The organism is Burkholderia sp. 3C (genome assembly GCF_054589155.1).
In genome coordinates, this window is sequence record NZ_BAAILN010000066.1 from 217,761 (window position 1) to 234,516 (window position 16,756).

Annotated in this window: 11 protein-coding genes; 9 read left to right on the forward strand and 2 right to left on the reverse strand. The window is 68.5% G+C overall.

Going from position 1 to position 16,756, the window contains the following annotated elements:
* Positions 1–7 precede the first annotated feature (7 nt).
* A complete protein-coding gene (locus tag ACYP33_RS11270; RefSeq protein ID WP_459621660.1) occupies positions 8–1,216 on the reverse strand; it encodes an aminotransferase class I/II-fold pyridoxal phosphate-dependent enzyme in 1,209 nt (402 codons plus the stop codon).
* A gap of 99 nt (positions 1,217–1,315) precedes the next feature.
* On the opposite strand from ACYP33_RS11270, the gene ACYP33_RS11275 reads away from it, so the two are divergent.
* The 5 genes from ACYP33_RS11275 to otsA all read left to right on the forward strand — a co-directional run bounded on the left by ACYP33_RS11275 (position 1,316) and on the right by otsA (position 6,953).
* Positions 1,316–2,167 carry a LysR substrate-binding domain-containing protein gene (locus tag ACYP33_RS11275; protein ID WP_414442016.1) on the forward strand — a complete coding sequence of 284 codons (852 nt, stop codon included), beginning with the start codon at positions 1,316–1,318 and terminating at the stop codon, positions 2,165–2,167.
* Positions 2,168–2,402: 235 nt separating this feature from the next.
* Positions 2,403–3,935, forward strand: coding sequence for a sensor domain-containing diguanylate cyclase (locus tag ACYP33_RS11280; protein WP_459621662.1), 1,533 nt, complete (start codon positions 2,403–2,405; stop codon positions 3,933–3,935).
* A 113-nt stretch (positions 3,936–4,048) separates the two neighbouring features.
* Complete coding sequence (locus tag ACYP33_RS11285) at positions 4,049–4,528, forward strand: zinc-finger-containing protein (protein WP_414446878.1); 480 nt, start codon at positions 4,049–4,051, stop codon at positions 4,526–4,528.
* Positions 4,529–4,631: 103 nt separating this feature from the next.
* Positions 4,632–5,213, forward strand: a complete 582-nt coding sequence (locus ACYP33_RS11290; RefSeq protein ID WP_459621664.1) for a hypothetical protein — start codon at positions 4,632–4,634, stop codon at positions 5,211–5,213.
* Positions 5,214–5,546: 333 nt separating this feature from the next.
* Entirely contained in the window at positions 5,547–6,953 is a 1,407-nt protein-coding gene (otsA, locus tag ACYP33_RS11295; RefSeq protein WP_414446876.1) for an alpha,alpha-trehalose-phosphate synthase (UDP-forming), read from the forward strand.
* Positions 6,954–7,346: 393 nt separating this feature from the next.
* On the opposite strand, the gene ACYP33_RS11300 is transcribed toward otsA, so the two are convergent.
* Positions 7,347–8,108 carry a hypothetical protein gene (locus ACYP33_RS11300; RefSeq protein WP_459621931.1) on the reverse strand — a complete coding sequence of 254 codons (762 nt, stop codon included), beginning with the start codon at positions 8,106–8,108 and terminating at the stop codon, positions 7,347–7,349.
* Here ACYP33_RS11300 and ACYP33_RS11305 point away from each other — a divergent pair.
* From ACYP33_RS11305 to narH, 4 genes are all read left to right on the forward strand, one after another.
* Positions 8,107–9,360, forward strand: coding sequence for a collagen-like triple helix repeat-containing protein (locus ACYP33_RS11305; RefSeq protein ID WP_459621666.1), 1,254 nt, complete (start codon positions 8,107–8,109; stop codon positions 9,358–9,360). The genes ACYP33_RS11300 and ACYP33_RS11305 overlap by 2 nt on opposite strands.
* Before the next feature lie 136 nt (positions 9,361–9,496).
* The gene (locus tag ACYP33_RS11310; protein ID WP_459621668.1) at positions 9,497–10,765 is read left to right on the forward strand and encodes a methyltransferase family protein; all 1,269 of its coding nucleotides are present in this window, start codon (positions 9,497–9,499) and stop codon (positions 10,763–10,765) included.
* 548 nt (positions 10,766–11,313) lie between these two features.
* Complete coding sequence (locus tag ACYP33_RS11315; RefSeq protein WP_459621670.1) at positions 11,314–15,063, forward strand: nitrate reductase subunit alpha; 3,750 nt, start codon at positions 11,314–11,316, stop codon at positions 15,061–15,063.
* Positions 15,060–16,586 carry a nitrate reductase subunit beta gene (gene narH / locus ACYP33_RS11320; protein WP_459621672.1) on the forward strand — a complete coding sequence of 509 codons (1,527 nt, stop codon included), beginning with the start codon at positions 15,060–15,062 and terminating at the stop codon, positions 16,584–16,586. The genes ACYP33_RS11315 and narH overlap by 4 nt, the downstream gene beginning before the upstream one ends.
* Positions 16,587–16,756: the final 170 nt, after the last annotated feature.

Sequence of the window (16,756 nt, forward strand, 5' to 3'; positions counted from 1 at the left end):
CGCCCGTTCAACCGATCTCCAGCGCCCGCCGCACCGACACGGCAATCCCGTGCGCCGCCGCGCGCACCGCGTCCGGTGACGGGAACGACGGCGCGATCCGCAAATGCCGGTCGAGCGGATCGTCGCCGAGCGGAAACGCCGCGCCGGCCGGCGTCAACACCAGCCCGGCCTCGCCCGCCAGCGCCACCGCGCGCTTCGCATGCCCGGGCGGCAAGTCGAGGCTGATGAAATAGCCGCCCTCGGGCCGCGTCCAGTTCAGCTCCGCAATCCCGCCGAGCCGCTCGGCGAACACCGCCTCCACCGTCTCGAACTTCGGCCGCAGCAGCGACCGATGGCCTGCCATCAACGCTTCCAGCCCGGCACGGTCGCGCAGCGCGTGCACGTGCCGCAACTGGTTCAGCTTGTCCGGCCCGATCGAGCGCACACCCGCGTGGCGCAACCACCAGCCGACATTGCGCACCGAGCCGGTCAGGAACGCCACGCCCGCGCCGCCGAACGTGGCCTTCGACAGCGACGCGAACACGAACGCGCGATCGGGATGGCCCGCCGCCTCGCAGGCCGGCAGGATGTCCGGCACGGCGCGCGGCGCGTCGGTCAGATGGTGGAAACGGTAGGCGTCGTCCCACATCAGCCGGAAATCGGCGGCGGCGGCCGGCAGCGCTGCAAGCCGTCGCACCGTGTCGGCCGAGTAGACCGCGCCGGTCGGGTTGCTGTAGCGCGGTACGCACCAGATGCCGCGGATCGAGGCGTCGTTGCGCACCAGCGCCTCGACCACGTCCATGTCGGGGCCGTCGTCGCGCATCGGCACGGCGATCATGCGGATGCCGAGCGCCTCGCAGATCGCGAAATGCCGGTCGTAGCCCGGCACCGGGCACAGCATCGCCACCTCGCCGCCGCGCCACGGGCTGCCGCCCGGCAGGCCGTGCAGCACGGCGAACGCGAGCACGTCGTGCATCAGTTCGAGGCTCGAATTGCCGGCCGCGACCACCTGCTCCGGGGCCGCGTCGAGCAGCGCCGCGCCGAATTCGCGCGCTTCGGGCAGGCCCGCGCCGAGGCCGTAATTGCGGCAATCCGCGCCGTCGCGCGCCAGCCAGCCGGGGTCGCCGGCCTCGGCGAACAGCCGCGTCGCGAGGTCCAGCTGCTCGGGCGCGGGCTTGCCGCGCGACATGTCGAGGCGCATTCCCTGGCGCCGGAATTCGTCGTAATCCGCAAACATCCTTGCATCTCCGCTGTGTAGGCGAAGCCAGTATGCGCAGCGTCTTCCAATCAGACAAACGCGTTATATTGATCACTTTGATCAGCTTTTCTGATGGCGATGAAATCCTTCGATCTCGATGTGCTGGCGATGGCGGTGGCCGTGGCCGATGCGGGCAGCTTCGTGCGCGGCGCGGCGCGCGTGCACCGTTCGCAGTCGGCGTTGAGCATGCAGATTCGCGCGCTGGAGCAATCGCTCGGCAAGCAGTTGTTCGTGCGCGGCGCGCGCAACGTGACCGTCACGCCCGACGGGGAAACCCTGATCGCCTACGCGCGCCGCCTGCTCGCGCTGCGCGAGGAGGCCTGGGCGGCGATCGTCCACCCCGAGGTCAAGGGCCGCGTGACGATCGGCGTGCCCGACGATTACGCCTCGTCGCTGCTGCCGCCGGTGCTGCGCAAATTCTCGGCGCGCTACCCGAAGGTCGAGATCCAGGTGGTCGGGCTGCCGAGCCGCGCGCTCGCGCCGCTGCTCAAGGACAACAAGATCGACCTGGCCTGCGTGACGCGCATGCGCGGCCTGAACGGTGCGTTCGTGCGCGCCGAGCCGATGGTCTGGGCCGGGCCGCCGTCGGGCGGCGCGGTGTGGGACGAGCGGCCGCTGCCGGTCGCGCTGTTCGGCGCGGGCAGCGTGGCGCGCGCCAACGCGATCCGTTCGCTCGAAGCGGCCGGCATCGCGTTTCGCACCTCGTACGAAAGCCCGAGCCTGATGGGCCTGTTCAGCATGGTGGAGGCCGGGCTGGCGATCGCGCCGCTGGCGCGCTGCGCGGTGCCGGCGCATTTCTCCCAGCAGGGGCCGGCGCACGGGCTGCCGGCGCTGCCCGATCTCGATATCGTGCTGGCCCGCAGCGCGCGCTCGAACCGGCCGCCGTGCGATTTCCTGGCCGATCAGTTGCTGTCCGATCTCAGTATCTGAACGGAATCGGCAGACGGGCGCCGCGGCGATCCGTGCCCGCGCAACCATGCTGCGTCGCATCACGGCCCGAGCTGTTTCGCGCGCGCCACTGATTCGGGACGAGGTCGACACTGTCACGCACGAAGCACCGATTTCCTCCGATAATCTCGTTACATGCCGCCGCGCGCCCGTCGCCGGCTGCTGCGAAGCGTCACCCCGTCCGCCCTGCCCAGATATCGTTCCGCCCGACATCCTGATGCCCGCCGACCGACTGCCCGATCCGACGCCCCGCTCGTGGAAGCTGGCCGCCTCACGCCTGCTGACCCCGGCCGGCGTTCTGCTGGCGGGCGGCGTGCTGCTGGTGTTCTTCTGGGCGCTCAGCGCGCTGGTGCTGTTCCAGTCGCGCTCGGACGCCTACCAGCGCGCAGCCGGCAATGCCCGCAACCTGGTGCTCGTGCTCGAACGCGACATCGCCCGCAGCGTCGAACAATACGATCTGTCGTTGCAGGCCGTGGTGGATGGCATGCGCCAGCCGCAGGTGATGGCGCTGCCGCCGAAGCTGCGCAACCTCGTGCTGTTCGACCGCGCCACCACCGGGCGCTACCTCGGCACGATCTACGTGGTCGACCCCAGCGGCAACATCGTGCTCGATTCGCGCTCCGACACGCCGCCGGTGGCCAACCTGCTGGATCGCGAAGACATCGCGATCCACCGCAGCCATCCCGAGATCGGCCTTTACATCAGCAAGCCCTACGCGTCGCCGCTGCACGGCGGGCAGGCGATGCTGACGCTGTCGCGCCGCATCGACAACGCCGACGGTTCATTCGGCGGCGTGGTGGTGGGCGCGCTCAGCGTGGACTATTTCCGCTCGCTGCTCGACGGCCTGTCGGTCGGCCCGCACGGCTCGGCGGCCGTGCTCGGCACCAACGGCGCGCTGATCACCCGGCTGCCGTTCGATACCAGCATGGTGGGCCGCGACGTGAGCCGCTCCACCGTGTATCTCGATGCGATGCGCCAGCCCGAAGGCGCCGTGTCCGGCCTGGCCTCGCTCGACGGCACGCGGCGTCTGTATGTGTACAAGCGGCTGCCGGCGCTGCCGATCATCGTCGACGTGGCGCCGGCGGAGAGCGACATCTACCTCGAATGGCGGCATCGCGCGGAACGGCTCGGCGCGATCGTGGCGGTGTTCTCGCTGGTGGTGGCGGCCGGCTCGATGCTGCTCGCGCACGAGCTGCGGCTGCGCCAGCAGGTCGAGCAGCAGCTTTATCGGCTGACCCGCACCGATGCGCTGACGGGCCTCGGCAACCGGCGCGCGTTCGACGCCACGCTGCATGGCGAGTGGTTGCGCGCGCAACGAACCGGCCGGCCGCTGGCGCTGCTGTTCGTCGATATCGATCAATTCAAGGCTTATAACGATCACTACGGGCACCCGGCAGGCGACGAGGTGCTGCGCGAGGTCGGCCGCGTGCTGGCCCTGTGTGCGCGCCGCGCGACCGACAGCATGGCGCGCTACGGCGGCGAGGAGTTCGTCGTGACGCTGCCCGACACCGATGCACAGGGCGCGGCCCGGTTCGGCGAACAGGTGCGGCGCTCGATCTACGATCTGGCGCTGCCGCATGCGACCAGCGCCTATGGGCGCGTGACGGTCAGCATCGGCATCGTCACCACGCGCGAAGCGTCCGCCGCCAGCGACGCCGCGTTCGTCAACCTGGCCGATACCGCGCTTTATCACGCGAAAACGGCCGGCCGCAACCGGATCTGCGACCCGCAGGGCGTGGTGCTGGCCTGACGCGGCGGGCGCGGCGCGCTGCCGCGCCGGCACGCCGGGATGGCAGGCGGCGCGGCGAGATCCTTATACTGTGCGCTGATTCCACTTCGATCCCGTTCGCCGATCTTCCCGTCATGCGCGTTGGCCGCCCCGTTCCCGCCCTGCCTCAACCCGTCTGCGACTATTGCGGCGAGAAGGCGCAGCTTGCGCGTTTCGGCGATGCCGCCTACCCGTATCGCGACGAGCACGGCGAGCTGTGGGTCTGCCCGCCGTGCGATGCCTGGATCGGCGTGTTTCCGCGCAGCCGCCGCCACGTGCCGCTCGGCCGGCTCGCCAACGCCGAGTTGCGGCAGGCGAAATCGGATCTGCACGCGGCGCTCGAACCGCTGGTGGCCGCCAAGATGCGCCGCGACGGCTGCAACGCGTTCGAGGCGCGCGCCAAGGGCATCCGCTGGCTCGCCACGCAGCTCGGCCTCGATCCGGCCAACACGATCCACGCCCTCGATCTCGACGCCTGCCGCGCGGCGATCGTGCTGGTCAACGATTTCGTGGCGAACCGCCAGCGCGGCGACGCGGCCGGCGCCACGGCGGCCGAACCGGGCTACGACGCATGATGCCGCGCGCCCGGGCCTGATCCACGGCGGAACCGGCCCTTTTTGGTTTTATTTCAGGCACGCGGATTGCTGCACCGCATCGAATTCGCAGGCCGGCAGCGCGGTGGTTCCCGCCGATTCCGCCGCCCGCCGCGCTCCGACCACTTCCGCCATTTGCTCCGTCATCGCACCCGGGCGCACCGGCCACATCGGCCCGCGCGCACCACCCGGCCGGCCGCTTGCCGCTTCTTTGCCGCGCGCGCCGATATTTTTGCGAGACGTTTACGCGCCCCGGCGTAACGTGAAGCCATGTTCGTTACCGCGGCTCGCCGCCGACATCATGCCCGTCTCCCGCAGTGCAACGTCCGTCACGCCGATCTCCCGCCAGCTTCGCCCGGTCGCCTCGATCGGCCCGGTGCGCGCGGCACGCCAGCCCGCCCGCCGCACCACGCCGGCCGACCGCGAGGACAGCCCCCGCGTGCTGCTGCCGATCACGCTCGAAGGCGCCGCCGATTATCTGTGCGCGCAACGCCGCGCGCTGCTGCGCTCGCCGCTCGGCGTCTATGTCTCGCATATCGACGCGCATCGCGAACGGATGGCGGTGTGGTTCGACCTCGCGCGCGCGGATGTCGGCTTCGCGATTCATACGCTGCTGTCGACCGTGCCGAATGCAACATTAGGCAGCTTGCGCCAACGCGCATCCTGAACACACGCCTTATTGATGGTGTACGCTGGGCTCGTTCGTCGTCCGGCCCAGCGCCACGCACGACGCCCGGCAGCGCCGCCGTGCGGCCTTGCCTCGGCGTGCTTCACGCCGTGCCCGGTATCCCGTCTCGCCGCGTGCCCGCGCGAGATGCGGCCCACGCCGAACCGCGTCACCGTCCTGTCCGATCCTCCTGCGCCGGGTTCATATCGGCCAGCGCCCCCTCGCTCCTCCAGGCGCGCTGACCGATGCCTGCCCGACCGCTGCCCGGCCCGCCGGCGCAGCGGCGTCGCGAGGCGGATCGCGCCTTCCATCACCGTTCATCAGGAGAGTTTCGTGAGCCGTCTCATCGTCGTATCGAACCGGACAGCCGATCCGGACAACGAAGCACCCGGCGGCCTGGCCGTCGCGCTCAACGAAAGCCTGCAGCAGCGTGGCGGCATCTGGTTCGGCTGGAGCGGCAAGCTCACCGAAGCCGACCCGTCCACCCAGGACGTGCAGATCCGCGACGCCGGCAACATGAAGCTCGCGACCATCGATCTGTCGCAGCGCGACTACGACAACTACTACCTCGGCTACGCGAACAACGTGCTGTGGCCGGTGTTCCACTACCGGCTCGATCTGGCCAACTTCGACGTGCAGTTCGGCGACGCCTACCGCCGCGTGAACCGCCTGTTCGCGCAGAAGCTGATGCCGCTGCTCCAGCCCGACGACGTGATCTGGGTGCACGACTATCACCTGATCCCGCTCGCCACCGAGCTGCGCGCGCAAGGCTGCCGCAACCGGATCGGCTTCTTCCTGCATATCCCCGTGCCGCCGCCGCTCGTGATGGCCGCGATCCCCGAACACGAATGGCTGATGCGCTCGCTGTGCGCGTACGACCTGGTGGGCTTCCAGGCGCATACCGACGTCACGCATTTCGTGCGCTACGCCGAAGCCGAGGCCAACGCCGAGTTCGTGGACGGCGAATACCTGCGCGCGTTCGGCCGCAACGTCCGGGTGGGCGCGTTCCCGATCGGCATCGACGTGGACGGCTTCTCGCAGATGGCCACCGACGACGACGGCCTGAACGTCTACGAACAGATGCGCGACGAATACTCGCGCCGCAAGCTGTTGCTCGGCGTGGACCGGCTCGACTATTCGAAGGGGTTGCCGCAACGCGTGCAGGCGTTCCGCGAGATGCTCGACCGCTACCCCGAGATGCGCAAGAGCGCGACGCTGATCCAGATCGCCGCGCCGAGCCGCGAGGACGTGGACGCCTACGATCATCTGCGCCAGGAAATGGATTCGCTGTGCGGCTCGGTCAACGGCGACTACGGCGAGCTCGACTGGATGCCGGTGCGCTACATCCACCGCAGCCTCGACCGCACCTCGCTGCCGGGCCTCTACCGCGCGAGCCGGGTGGCGCTCGTCACGCCGCTGCGCGACGGCATGAACCTGGTCGCCAAGGAGTTCATCGCGGCGCAGGACGCCAGAGATCCGGGCGTGCTCGTGCTGTCGCGTTTCGCGGGCGCGGCCGAGCAGTTGACCGACGCGCTGCTGGTGAACCCGTACGACATCCAGGGCACGGCGCGCGCGATCCACACCGCGCTGACGATGCCGCTGGAAGAACGCGTGGAGCGGCACACGGCGCTGCTCGCCGAGATCCGCAAGTACGACGTGCACTGGTGGACGGCCGGTTTCCTCGGTGCGCTCGACGATGCGCCGATTCCGCCGACGCGACGGCCGGCCGGGCTGGTCTGACGGTTGCTCGGGCGGGCGTCGGTGCCCCCTTCCTTGTGCCTCTTGTGCCCCCTGCGCCCCGCGTGCCGTTACGCGGTCGTGCGGGGGGCGTAACGTAGCACGCCGGAACATTCGGATTTTGGCGTTGAGGATTTTCCGGAATCGTCGCGTTTAAATCGAATAAATCACGCAATCTCGATCGATCTATCTCCAATTTCACGATTTTCGTGAATCTGCCCGCGTGGCCCGGAATTTGCAGCCTGCCCTTACAGAACATTACTTTTTCTGTGAGGACATCATGCGCACGCTATTCAAGAAGACCGCGATCGCCATCGGCGCTTCGTCGCTGCTCGCGTTGCAGGGCTGCGGCGGTTCGGACGGGTTGTATACGCCTGCGGGTGGCGGCCTCGGGATTCAGAGCACGTCGGGGACGTCGGGCGGGTCGTCTGGTGGGTCGTCGGGGAGTTCAGGTACTTCTGGTACGTCGGGAAGTTCTGGTACCTCGGGAAGTTCCGGTACCTCAGGCACTTCTGGTACCTCGGGCACTTCTGGCACCTCGGGTACTTCCGGTACCTCGGGTACCTCCGGTACCTCGGGTACCTCCGGTACCTCGGGCACATCCGGCACGTCGGGTACTTCCGGTACCTCGGGTACTTCCGGCACCTCGGGTACTTCCGGTACCTCGGGTACTTCCGGTACCTCGGGTACCTCCGGCACGTCGGGTACTTCCGGCACCTCGGGCACTTCCGGCACCTCGGGTACCTCCGGCACGTCGGGTACTTCCGGCACCTCGGGCACTTCCGGCACGTCGGGTACTTCCGGCACATCGGGCACTTCCGGCACGTCGGGTACTTCCGGCACCTCGGGTACTTCCGGCACCTCGGGCACTTCCGGCACGTCGGGTACTTCCGGCACATCGGGCACTTCCGGCACATCGGGTACTTCCGGTACGTCAGGCACATCGGGTACCTCCGGTACGTCGGGTACTTCCGGCACCTCGGGTACTTCGGGTACGTCCGGCACTTCGGGTACGTCGGGCACTTCCGGTACGTCCGGCACTTCCGGTACGTCCGGCACTTCCGGTACGTCAGGCACCTCAGGCACCTCCGGCACCAGCTCCAGCCCCCTCGGCACGATCATCCAGCAGCTCGGCAACGTCGTCACCGCCACCGGCATGACCGTCGCCGACACCGGCACCCAGGTCGCCGTGGTCAACCCCGCACTGGCCGGCGGCACCACGGCCGGCGTGGGCGTCGCGGTCAACAGCCTCGGCAACGGCATCGTCTCGGTCGGTCAGGGCCTCGCCAACGGCCTCGGCCAGATCGGCACCTCGGCCAACCCGCTCGGACCGACGCTCGCCTCGACCGCCACGCTCGTCTCGAACGCGTCGAACGCCGTCCAGTCGCTCGGCAGCGCGGTGAGCGCCCTCGGCGGCGGCCCGCTCGCGCCGCTGGCTCCGGTCACGCAGGCGCTCGGCTCGACGGTCGGCACGCTCGGCGGCGTGGTGGGCAACGTCGGCACGGGCCTCGGCACCGTGCTCGGCAGCGCACCGGTCCAGCAGATCGAAACGCAGGTCGCCACGCTGATCAACCCGATCACCAACGGCCTGACCAACGCCACGCAGACGATCGGCGCGGCCACCGGCCTCGGCGCCCCCGTCAACACGCTGCTCGGCACGCTCGGCTCCGGCCTCGGCAGCGCCGGCTCGGCGATCTCCAACGCGACGGGCAACCAGATCGGCAAGGACCTCGGCAACGTCGTCACCACGCTCGGCAACACGGTGACGGCCACCGGCGGTGTGCTCAACGGATCGAGCGGCACCAGCGGCACCAACCCGCTCGGCCCGCTGCTGAACCTGACCGGCTCGCTCGGCCTCAACCTCGGCCTCGGCGCTTCGATCGGCGGCAGCTCGGGCAGCAGTTCGTCCGGCTCGACGTCGTCGGGCACGTCCGGCACCTCGGGCGCGACGCCGGTGGCCGGCCTCTCCGCGCTGCTCACGCCGGTCACCAACCTGCTCGGCGGCCTGTCGGGCAGCGCGACCGGCACGGCGGGCGGCGCCGCGTCGGCCGGCGGCCTGCTCTCGCCGGTCACGAACCTGGTCGGCTCGCTGACGGGCGGCCTGCAAGGCTCGGTCGGCAGCGGCGGCGCAACGGCCGGCCTGAACGGTACCGTGTCCGGCGCTGCCGGCTCGCTCGGCAACGTCACCGGCGCCGTAACCGGCGCGCTGTCCGGCACCACGACGGGCGCCGCGGTCGGCACGACCGGCTCGGTGGTCAGCTCGGTCGGCTCGGTCGGCACCGCCGCCAACGGCGCGGTCAATGGCGCCACCGGCGCGCTGACCGGTTCGAGCACCGCCTCGGGCAGCACGGCGGGCCTGCTGGCGCCGGTCACCAACCTGGTGGGCGGCCTGCTCGGCGGCAAGAAGTAAGCAACAAGCAAGACGAAGCAAACATGCCGCACCGGCCGCCGTTCGCGCGGCAACCGGTGCGGCATGAACGGCAGCCGGGCACCGATAATTCGACAGCCCGGCGCCGAATCGCCAGATGTCTTTTACGAGGCATGACATGAATTCGACTTTCGACACCGTCTCCACGGCTCCGGCCCGGCCGCCCCGCTCCGCCACGCCCTTCAGCGTCGGTCTCGCCGGCATCGCCGCCGCGCTCGCCACGCTCTGGTTCTCGCGCGACGGCACGCTGCTGAGCGGCGCCGAGCGCGGCTTCGCCGCCTGCCTCGCGATCATCGTGGTGGTCGGCGCCTACGAACTGTTCGTCGCACGCGCCTACCTGCGCCCGAGCGCCGGCCTGATGCCCAACGCGGTGCGCCCCCTCAGCTTCGCGCGCGTGGCGATGCGGCTCGCGGCGCTCGGCGCGATCTACGCCGGCATCGCGCTGATCTACTGGCTGCTGCCCGAATATCACGGCGATTTCTACAAGCCGTTCTGGAGCCTGTGCGCGCTGCTCGCGCCGTATTTCGCGGTGGGCGCGCCGCTCTATTTCGCGTGGATGGATACCCGCCAGCGCGACGAGAACGACGCCTACCTGAGCCTCGCGCACCTGCTGCTGCGCGGCCAGCGGCCCGCGCAATGGGCACCGCTGCGCGAGATGCTCGGCGGCTGGGCCGTGAAGGCTTTCTTCCTGCCGCTGATGTTCGTCTACGTGTCGACCAACGCCGACCACCTGACCGCGTCGCTGGCCGCGATGTCCGGCGCCCCCTACTCGCTCGCCACGTTCCGCTTCTTCTACGAGCTGGCGTTCACGATGGACCTGCTGTTCGGCTCGGTCGGCTACCTGTGCACGTTCCGCGTGCTCGACAGCCACGTGCGCACGGTCGAGCCGACCGCGCTCGGCTGGATCGCCGCGCTGATCTGCTACCAGCCGTTCTGGTCGCTGATCTCGGAGCGCTACATCCGCTACGAAGGCACGCTGTTCTGGGACAACTGGCTCACGCACGTGCCCGCGATCCAGTTCGTGTGGGGCCTGGCGATCATCGCGCTGGTGATCGGCTATGCGCTGTCGACGATCTCGTTCGGGCTGCGTTTCTCGAACCTCACGAACCGCGGCATCATCACGTCCGGCCCGTACCGCTTCACCAAGCACCCGGCCTACCTGACCAAGAACCTGTCGTACTGGCTCGTGTCCGTGCCGTTCGTGCCGGCGCTCGGCTGGCAGGTCGCGATCGCGCATTGCGCAGGGCTGCTCGCGGTGAACGGCATCTACTTCCTGCGCGCGAAGACCGAGGAGCGGCATCTGATGCGCGATCCGGACTATCGGGCCTATGCGGAATGGATCGCGCAGCACGGAATGTTCGCGCGGGTGCGGAAGTGGTTCGGGTGAGACCGAAGCCGCACGTATCGCCCGGAATCGATCGCGACAGTTCGTCGCGCAATCACGCCGCCGGCGCATAAAACATTCGCAGTCCGGAGTTTTGCCTTCGGACGCCGCATCCCCCTCGATCGGCCGAAGCCCATTGCCGCGTTGCCATGCGCAAGGCAACGCGGCATCTCGCACGTCCACCTCGTCAGCCTTCCGCACCAAGCCTCTGCGCGCGGCACCTGCCCGTCTGCCGTTCGGCCCCAATCGAAATATCCATCGAAATACGGCGAACACGTCCGGCTTCGCGAAACGCACTCCGGCGCGCCTCGGGCGCATTTGAAAATTGTCGGAACCCCCGGAAGCCGCGTTCCCGCTCGATGGATACAAGCCGTTGAACACTTGATGCAGGTCGCATCGCACCACGAAGGCCGTCGCTAAGATGGCCTCGCTCGATCGCCCGGCCTCCGGCGCGATCGAGCCGCGGGCGCGCCAAGCGTTCCGCCGCAATCCCGACATGTCAGAACGACAAGCACGACAGTTCGGCCAAACGCCCCCAACGCGAGGTTTCGATGAGTCACTTCCTCGACCGGCTACGGTATTTCACCGCGGCCCGGCAATCCTTTTCCGACGGTCACGGCACCGTCACCGACGAAGACCGCAAATGGGAGGACGGCTACCGGCAACGCTGGCAGCACGACAAGATCGTCCGCTCCACGCACGGCGTGAACTGCACCGGTTCCTGCTCCTGGAAGGTCTATGTGAAGGGCGGCATCGTCACCTGGGAAACCCAGCAGACCGACTACCCGCGCACCCGCCCCGACATGCCGAACCACGAACCGCGCGGCTGTGCACGCGGCGCGTCGTACTCCTGGTATCTGTACAGCGCGAACCGCCTCAAGCATCCCATGGTGCGCAGCGCACTCGTGCGCCTGTGGCGCGACAAGCGCCGCACGCTGGCGCCGGTCGAGGCCTGGCGCGCGATCGTCGACGACGACAAGGCGCGCCGCAGCTACCAGAGCCGCCGCGGCCTCGGCGGCTTCGTGCGGTCGAGCTGGGACGAAGTCAACGAAATCATCGCCGCCGCGAATGTCCACACCATCAGCCGGCATGGGCCGGATCGCGTGGCGGGCTTCTCGCCCATTCCCGCGATGTCGATGGTGTCCTATGCGGCGGGCTCGCGTTACCTGGCCCTGATCGGCGGCGTCAGCCTGAGCTTCTACGACTGGTACTGCGACCTGCCGCCCGCCTCGCCGCAAACCTGGGGCGAGCAGACCGACGTGCCGGAATCGGCCGACTGGTACAACTCCACGTTCATCATGATGTGGGGCTCGAACGTCCCGCAAACGCGCACGCCCGACGCGCACTTCCTGGTGGAAGCGCGCTATCGCGGCACCAAGGTCGTCTCGGTGTTTCCCGATTACGCCGAGGGCGCGAAGTTCGGCGACCTCTGGCTGCACCCGAAGCAGGGCACCGATGCCGCGCTCGCGCTGGCGATGGGCCACGTGATCCTCAAGGAATTCCATCTGGCCGGCCGCGCCGATTACTTCATCGACTACTGCCGGCGCTACACCGACATGCCCTGCCTCGTGCGGCTCGTGCCGCATCGCGACGGCGGCTACGTGCCCGAGCGCGTGGTGCGCGCCTCCGATTTCGACGACGCGCTCGGCGAAACCGACCGCACCGAATGGAAGAGCGTGATGATCGACGACGCGAGCGGCGCCTGCGTCGTGCCGGTCGGCTCGATCGGCTTCCGCTGGGCCGAATCGGGCGCAGCCGACCGCGGCAAATGGAACCTGCGCGACCAGGCTGCCGACGGCACGCAGTTCAGGCCGCGCCTGTCGCTGGTGGCCGATCACGACACGGCCGTCGACGTGCTGTTCCCGTATTTCGGCAACCAGCCGCACGCGCATTTCGCGTCCACGAAGCACGGCTCGACGCTGACGCGCAAGATCGGCGCACGCCGCATCGCCACGCGCGACGGCGAGATGCTGGTGGCGACCGTCTACGATCTGTTCATCGCCAACTACGGCCTCGATCAAGGCCTCGGCGGCCAGGACGTGGCCGCATCCTACGACGACGACCTGCCCTACACGCCGGCGTGGCAGGAAGCGATCACGGGCGTCAAGCGCGCCGACGCGATCGCCGTGGCCCGGCAGTTCGCCGACAACGCGCTGAAAACGCGCGGCAAATCGATGGTGATCATCGGCGCGGGGATCAACCACTGGTTCCATATGGACATGTCGTACCGCGCGATCATCAACATGCTGGTCATGTGCGGCTGCGTGGGCCAATCGGGCGGCGGCTGGTCGCATTACGTCGGCCAGGAAAAGCTGCGGCCGCAAACCGGCTGGCAACCGCTGGCCTTCGGGCTGGATTGGCAGCGCCCGCCGCGCCAGATGAACGCCACGTCGTTCTTCTACGCGCACACCGATCAATGGCGCTACGACGCGATGGACCCGCGCACGCTGCTCTCGCCGCTCGCCGATCCGGCCGGCTTCGCCGGCACGGCGATCGACTACAACGTGCGCGCCGAGCGCATGGGCTGGCTGCCGTCGGCACCGCAACTCGGCGAGAACCCGCTGCGCGTCGGCGCAAGCCTGGCCGGTGAAACCGGCGCGGAAGCGGCCCGGCAGGTCGCGCAGCGGCTCGCCGCCGGCTCGCTCACGATGGCCAGCGAGGACCCCGACGCGCCCGCCAACTTTCCGCGCAACCTGTTCGTCTGGCGTTCGAACCTGCTCGGCTCGTCGGGCAAGGGCCACGAATATTTCCTCAAGCATCTGCTCGGCACCACCCACGGCGTGCAGGGCGAGGATATCGGCGCGAGCGGCGCGGCCCGCCCCGAGGAAGTGCGCTGGCATGAGGAAGCACCGCGCGGCAAGCTCGACCTGCTCGTCACGCTCGATTTCCGGATGTCGACCACCTGCATGTATTCCGACATCGTGCTGCCCACGGCCACGTGGTACGAGAAGGACGACATGAACACGTCGGACATGCATCCGTTCATCCATCCGCTGTCGGCCGCTGTCGATCCCGCCTGGGAATCGCGCAGCGACTGGGAAATCTTCAAGGGCATCGCGCGGCGCTTCTCCGAGCTGTGCGACGGCCATCTCGGCATCGAGCACGACGTGGTGCTCGCGCCGATCGCCCACGACACACCCGGCGAACTGGCCCAGCCGTTCGACGTGCAGGACTGGAAGCGCGGCGAATGCGAGCCGGTGCCGGGCCGCACGATGCCGGCCGTCAGCGTGGTCGAGCGGCATTACCCCGATACCTACCGCCGCTTCACCTCGCTCGGGCCCTTGCTCGACACGCTCGGCAACGGCGGCAAGGGCATCGCGTGGGACACCCGCGAGGAAGTCGAACTGCTCGGCGCGCTGAACCGCCTGACCGAGCCCGACGGCCGCCCGCGCCTCGACACCGCGCTCGACGCGGCCGAAACCATCCTCACGCTCGCGCCGGAAACCAACGGCGCGGTGGCGGTGAAGGCCTGGCATGCGCTGTCGTCGATCACCGGCCTCGAACACGCGCATCTGGCCGCCTCACGCGAGGACGAAAAAATCCGCTTCCGCGATCTGCAATCGCAGCCGCGCAAGATCATCTCGTCGCCCACCTGGAGCGGCATCGAATCGGAACACGTGTCGTACAACGCCGGCTATACGAACGTGCATGAGCTGATCCCCTGGCGCACGCTCACCGGCCGCCAGCAGCTCTATCAGGATCATCCGTGGATGCGCGCGTTCGGCGAGGCGCTGTGCGCCTACAAGCCGCCGATCGATACCGGCAGCTACGCGCACATGCTCGGCACGCGCTCGAACGGCAACCCCGAACGCGTGCTGAATTTCCTGACGCCGCACCAGAAATGGGGCATCCACAGCACCTACACCGACAACCTGCTGATGCTGACGCTGTCGCGCGGCGGCCCGATCGTCTGGATGTCGGAAGACGACGCGCGCGCGATCGGCGTGGCCGACAACGACTGGATCGAGTGCTACAACGCCAACGGCGCGCTGTGCGCCCGCGCCGTGGTCAGCCAGCGTGTGCCGCTCGGGATGGTGATGATGTACCACGCGCAGGAAAAGCTCACGAACGTGCCCGGCTCGGAAATCACCGGCACGCGCGGCGGCATCCACAACTCGGTCACGCGCATCGCGCTGAAGCCCACCCACATGATCGGCGGCTATGCGCAACTGTCGTATGGCTTCAACTACTACGGCACGGTCGGTTCGAATCGCGACGAATTCCTGATCGTGCGCAAGATGAACCGGATCGACTGGCTCGATGGCGAAGCCACGGGCGCCAACGTGGGAGAACCCGAATGAAAGTACGCGCACAGATCGCGATGATCCTGAACCTCGACAAATGCATCGGTTGCCACACCTGTTCGGTGACCTGCAAGAACGTCTGGACCAGCCGCGAGGGCATGGAATACGCCTGGTTCAACAACGTCGAGAGCAAGCCGGGCATCGGCTACCCGAAGGATTGGGAGAACCAGCAGCGCTGGCGCGGCGGCTGGAAACGGCGCGGCGACGGCAAGCTCGAACCGCGCCAGGGCGGCAAGTGGCGGCTGCTCGCGCAGCTTTTCGCGAACCCGCACCTGCCCGAGATCGACGATTACTACGAGCCGTTCACGTTCGACTACGCGCACCTGCATCAGGCCGGCAACATGCAGGCGATGCCGGTGGCACGGCCGCGCTCGCTGATCAGCGGGCAGCGCATGGAGAAGATCGAATGGGGGCCGAACTGGGAGGAAATCCTCGGCGGCGAATTCGAGAAGCGCTCGCAGGACGCCAACTTCGAGGCCGTGCAGAAGGATATTTACGGGCAGTTCGAGAACACCTTCATGATGTATCTGCCGCGCCTGTGCGAGCACTGCCTGAACCCGGCCTGCGTGGCCTCGTGCCCGTCCGGCTCGATCTACAAGCGCGAAGAGGACGGCATCGTGCTGATCGATCAGGACAAGTGCCGCGGTTGGCGCATGTGCGTGTCGGGTTGCCCGTACAAGAAGATCTACTACAACTGGCAGAGCGGCAAGGCCGAGAAGTGCATCTTCTGCTACCCGCGCATCGAGTCGGGCGAGCCGACCGTCTGCTCGGAAACCTGCGTGGGCCGCATCCGCTATCTCGGCGTGCTGCTGTACGACGCCGACCGCATCGCCGAGGCCGCGGCCGTTGAAAACGAAACCGATCTGTACGAGGCGCAGTTGTCGGTATTCCTCGATCCGCACGATCCCGAGGTGCTGGCGCAGGCCGCGCGCGACGGCGTGCCGGCCGCCTGGCTCGACGCGGCACGGCGCTCGCCGGCCTACAAGATGGCGATCGACTGGAAGATCGCGTTCCCGCTGCATCCCGAATACCGCACGCTGCCGATGGTCTGGTACGTGCCGCCGCTCTCGCCGATCAACGCCGCCGCGAACAGCGGCGCGCTCGGCATGAACGGCTACCTGCCCGACGTCGATTCGCTGCGCATTCCGCTGCGCTACCTCGCGAACCTGCTGACGGCCGGCGACGAAGCCCCCGTGAAGCTCGCGCTCGAACGGCTGCTGGCGATGCGCGGCTTCATGCGCGCGCGCCACGTGGACGGTGTCGAGGCGCTCGGCGTGCTCGATCAGGTCGGGCTGTCGCTCGCGCAGGTCGAGGAGATGTATCGCTATCTGGCGATCGCCAACTACGAAGACCGCTTCGTGATCCCCACCACGCACCGCGAATACGCCGAGGACACCTTCGGCCTGCGCGCCGCCTGCGGCTTCTCGTTCGGCAACGGCTGCTCCGACGGCCGCACCGACGGCAGCCTGTTCGGCATGAAGCGCGGCGCGAAAACCATTCCGATCCGGGAGACCTCATGACCACCGCTCACGATGCAGCGCACCCCGGCGACGCCGTGTACGCCGCGCTGTCGATCCTGCTCGACTATCCCGGGGCCGCGCTGCTCGATTCGCTCGCCTCGATCGAGGCGACCCTCGATGCGCACCCGCGTGTGCCGAAAGCCGCGCGCGCTGGGCTGGCGCGCTTCTAT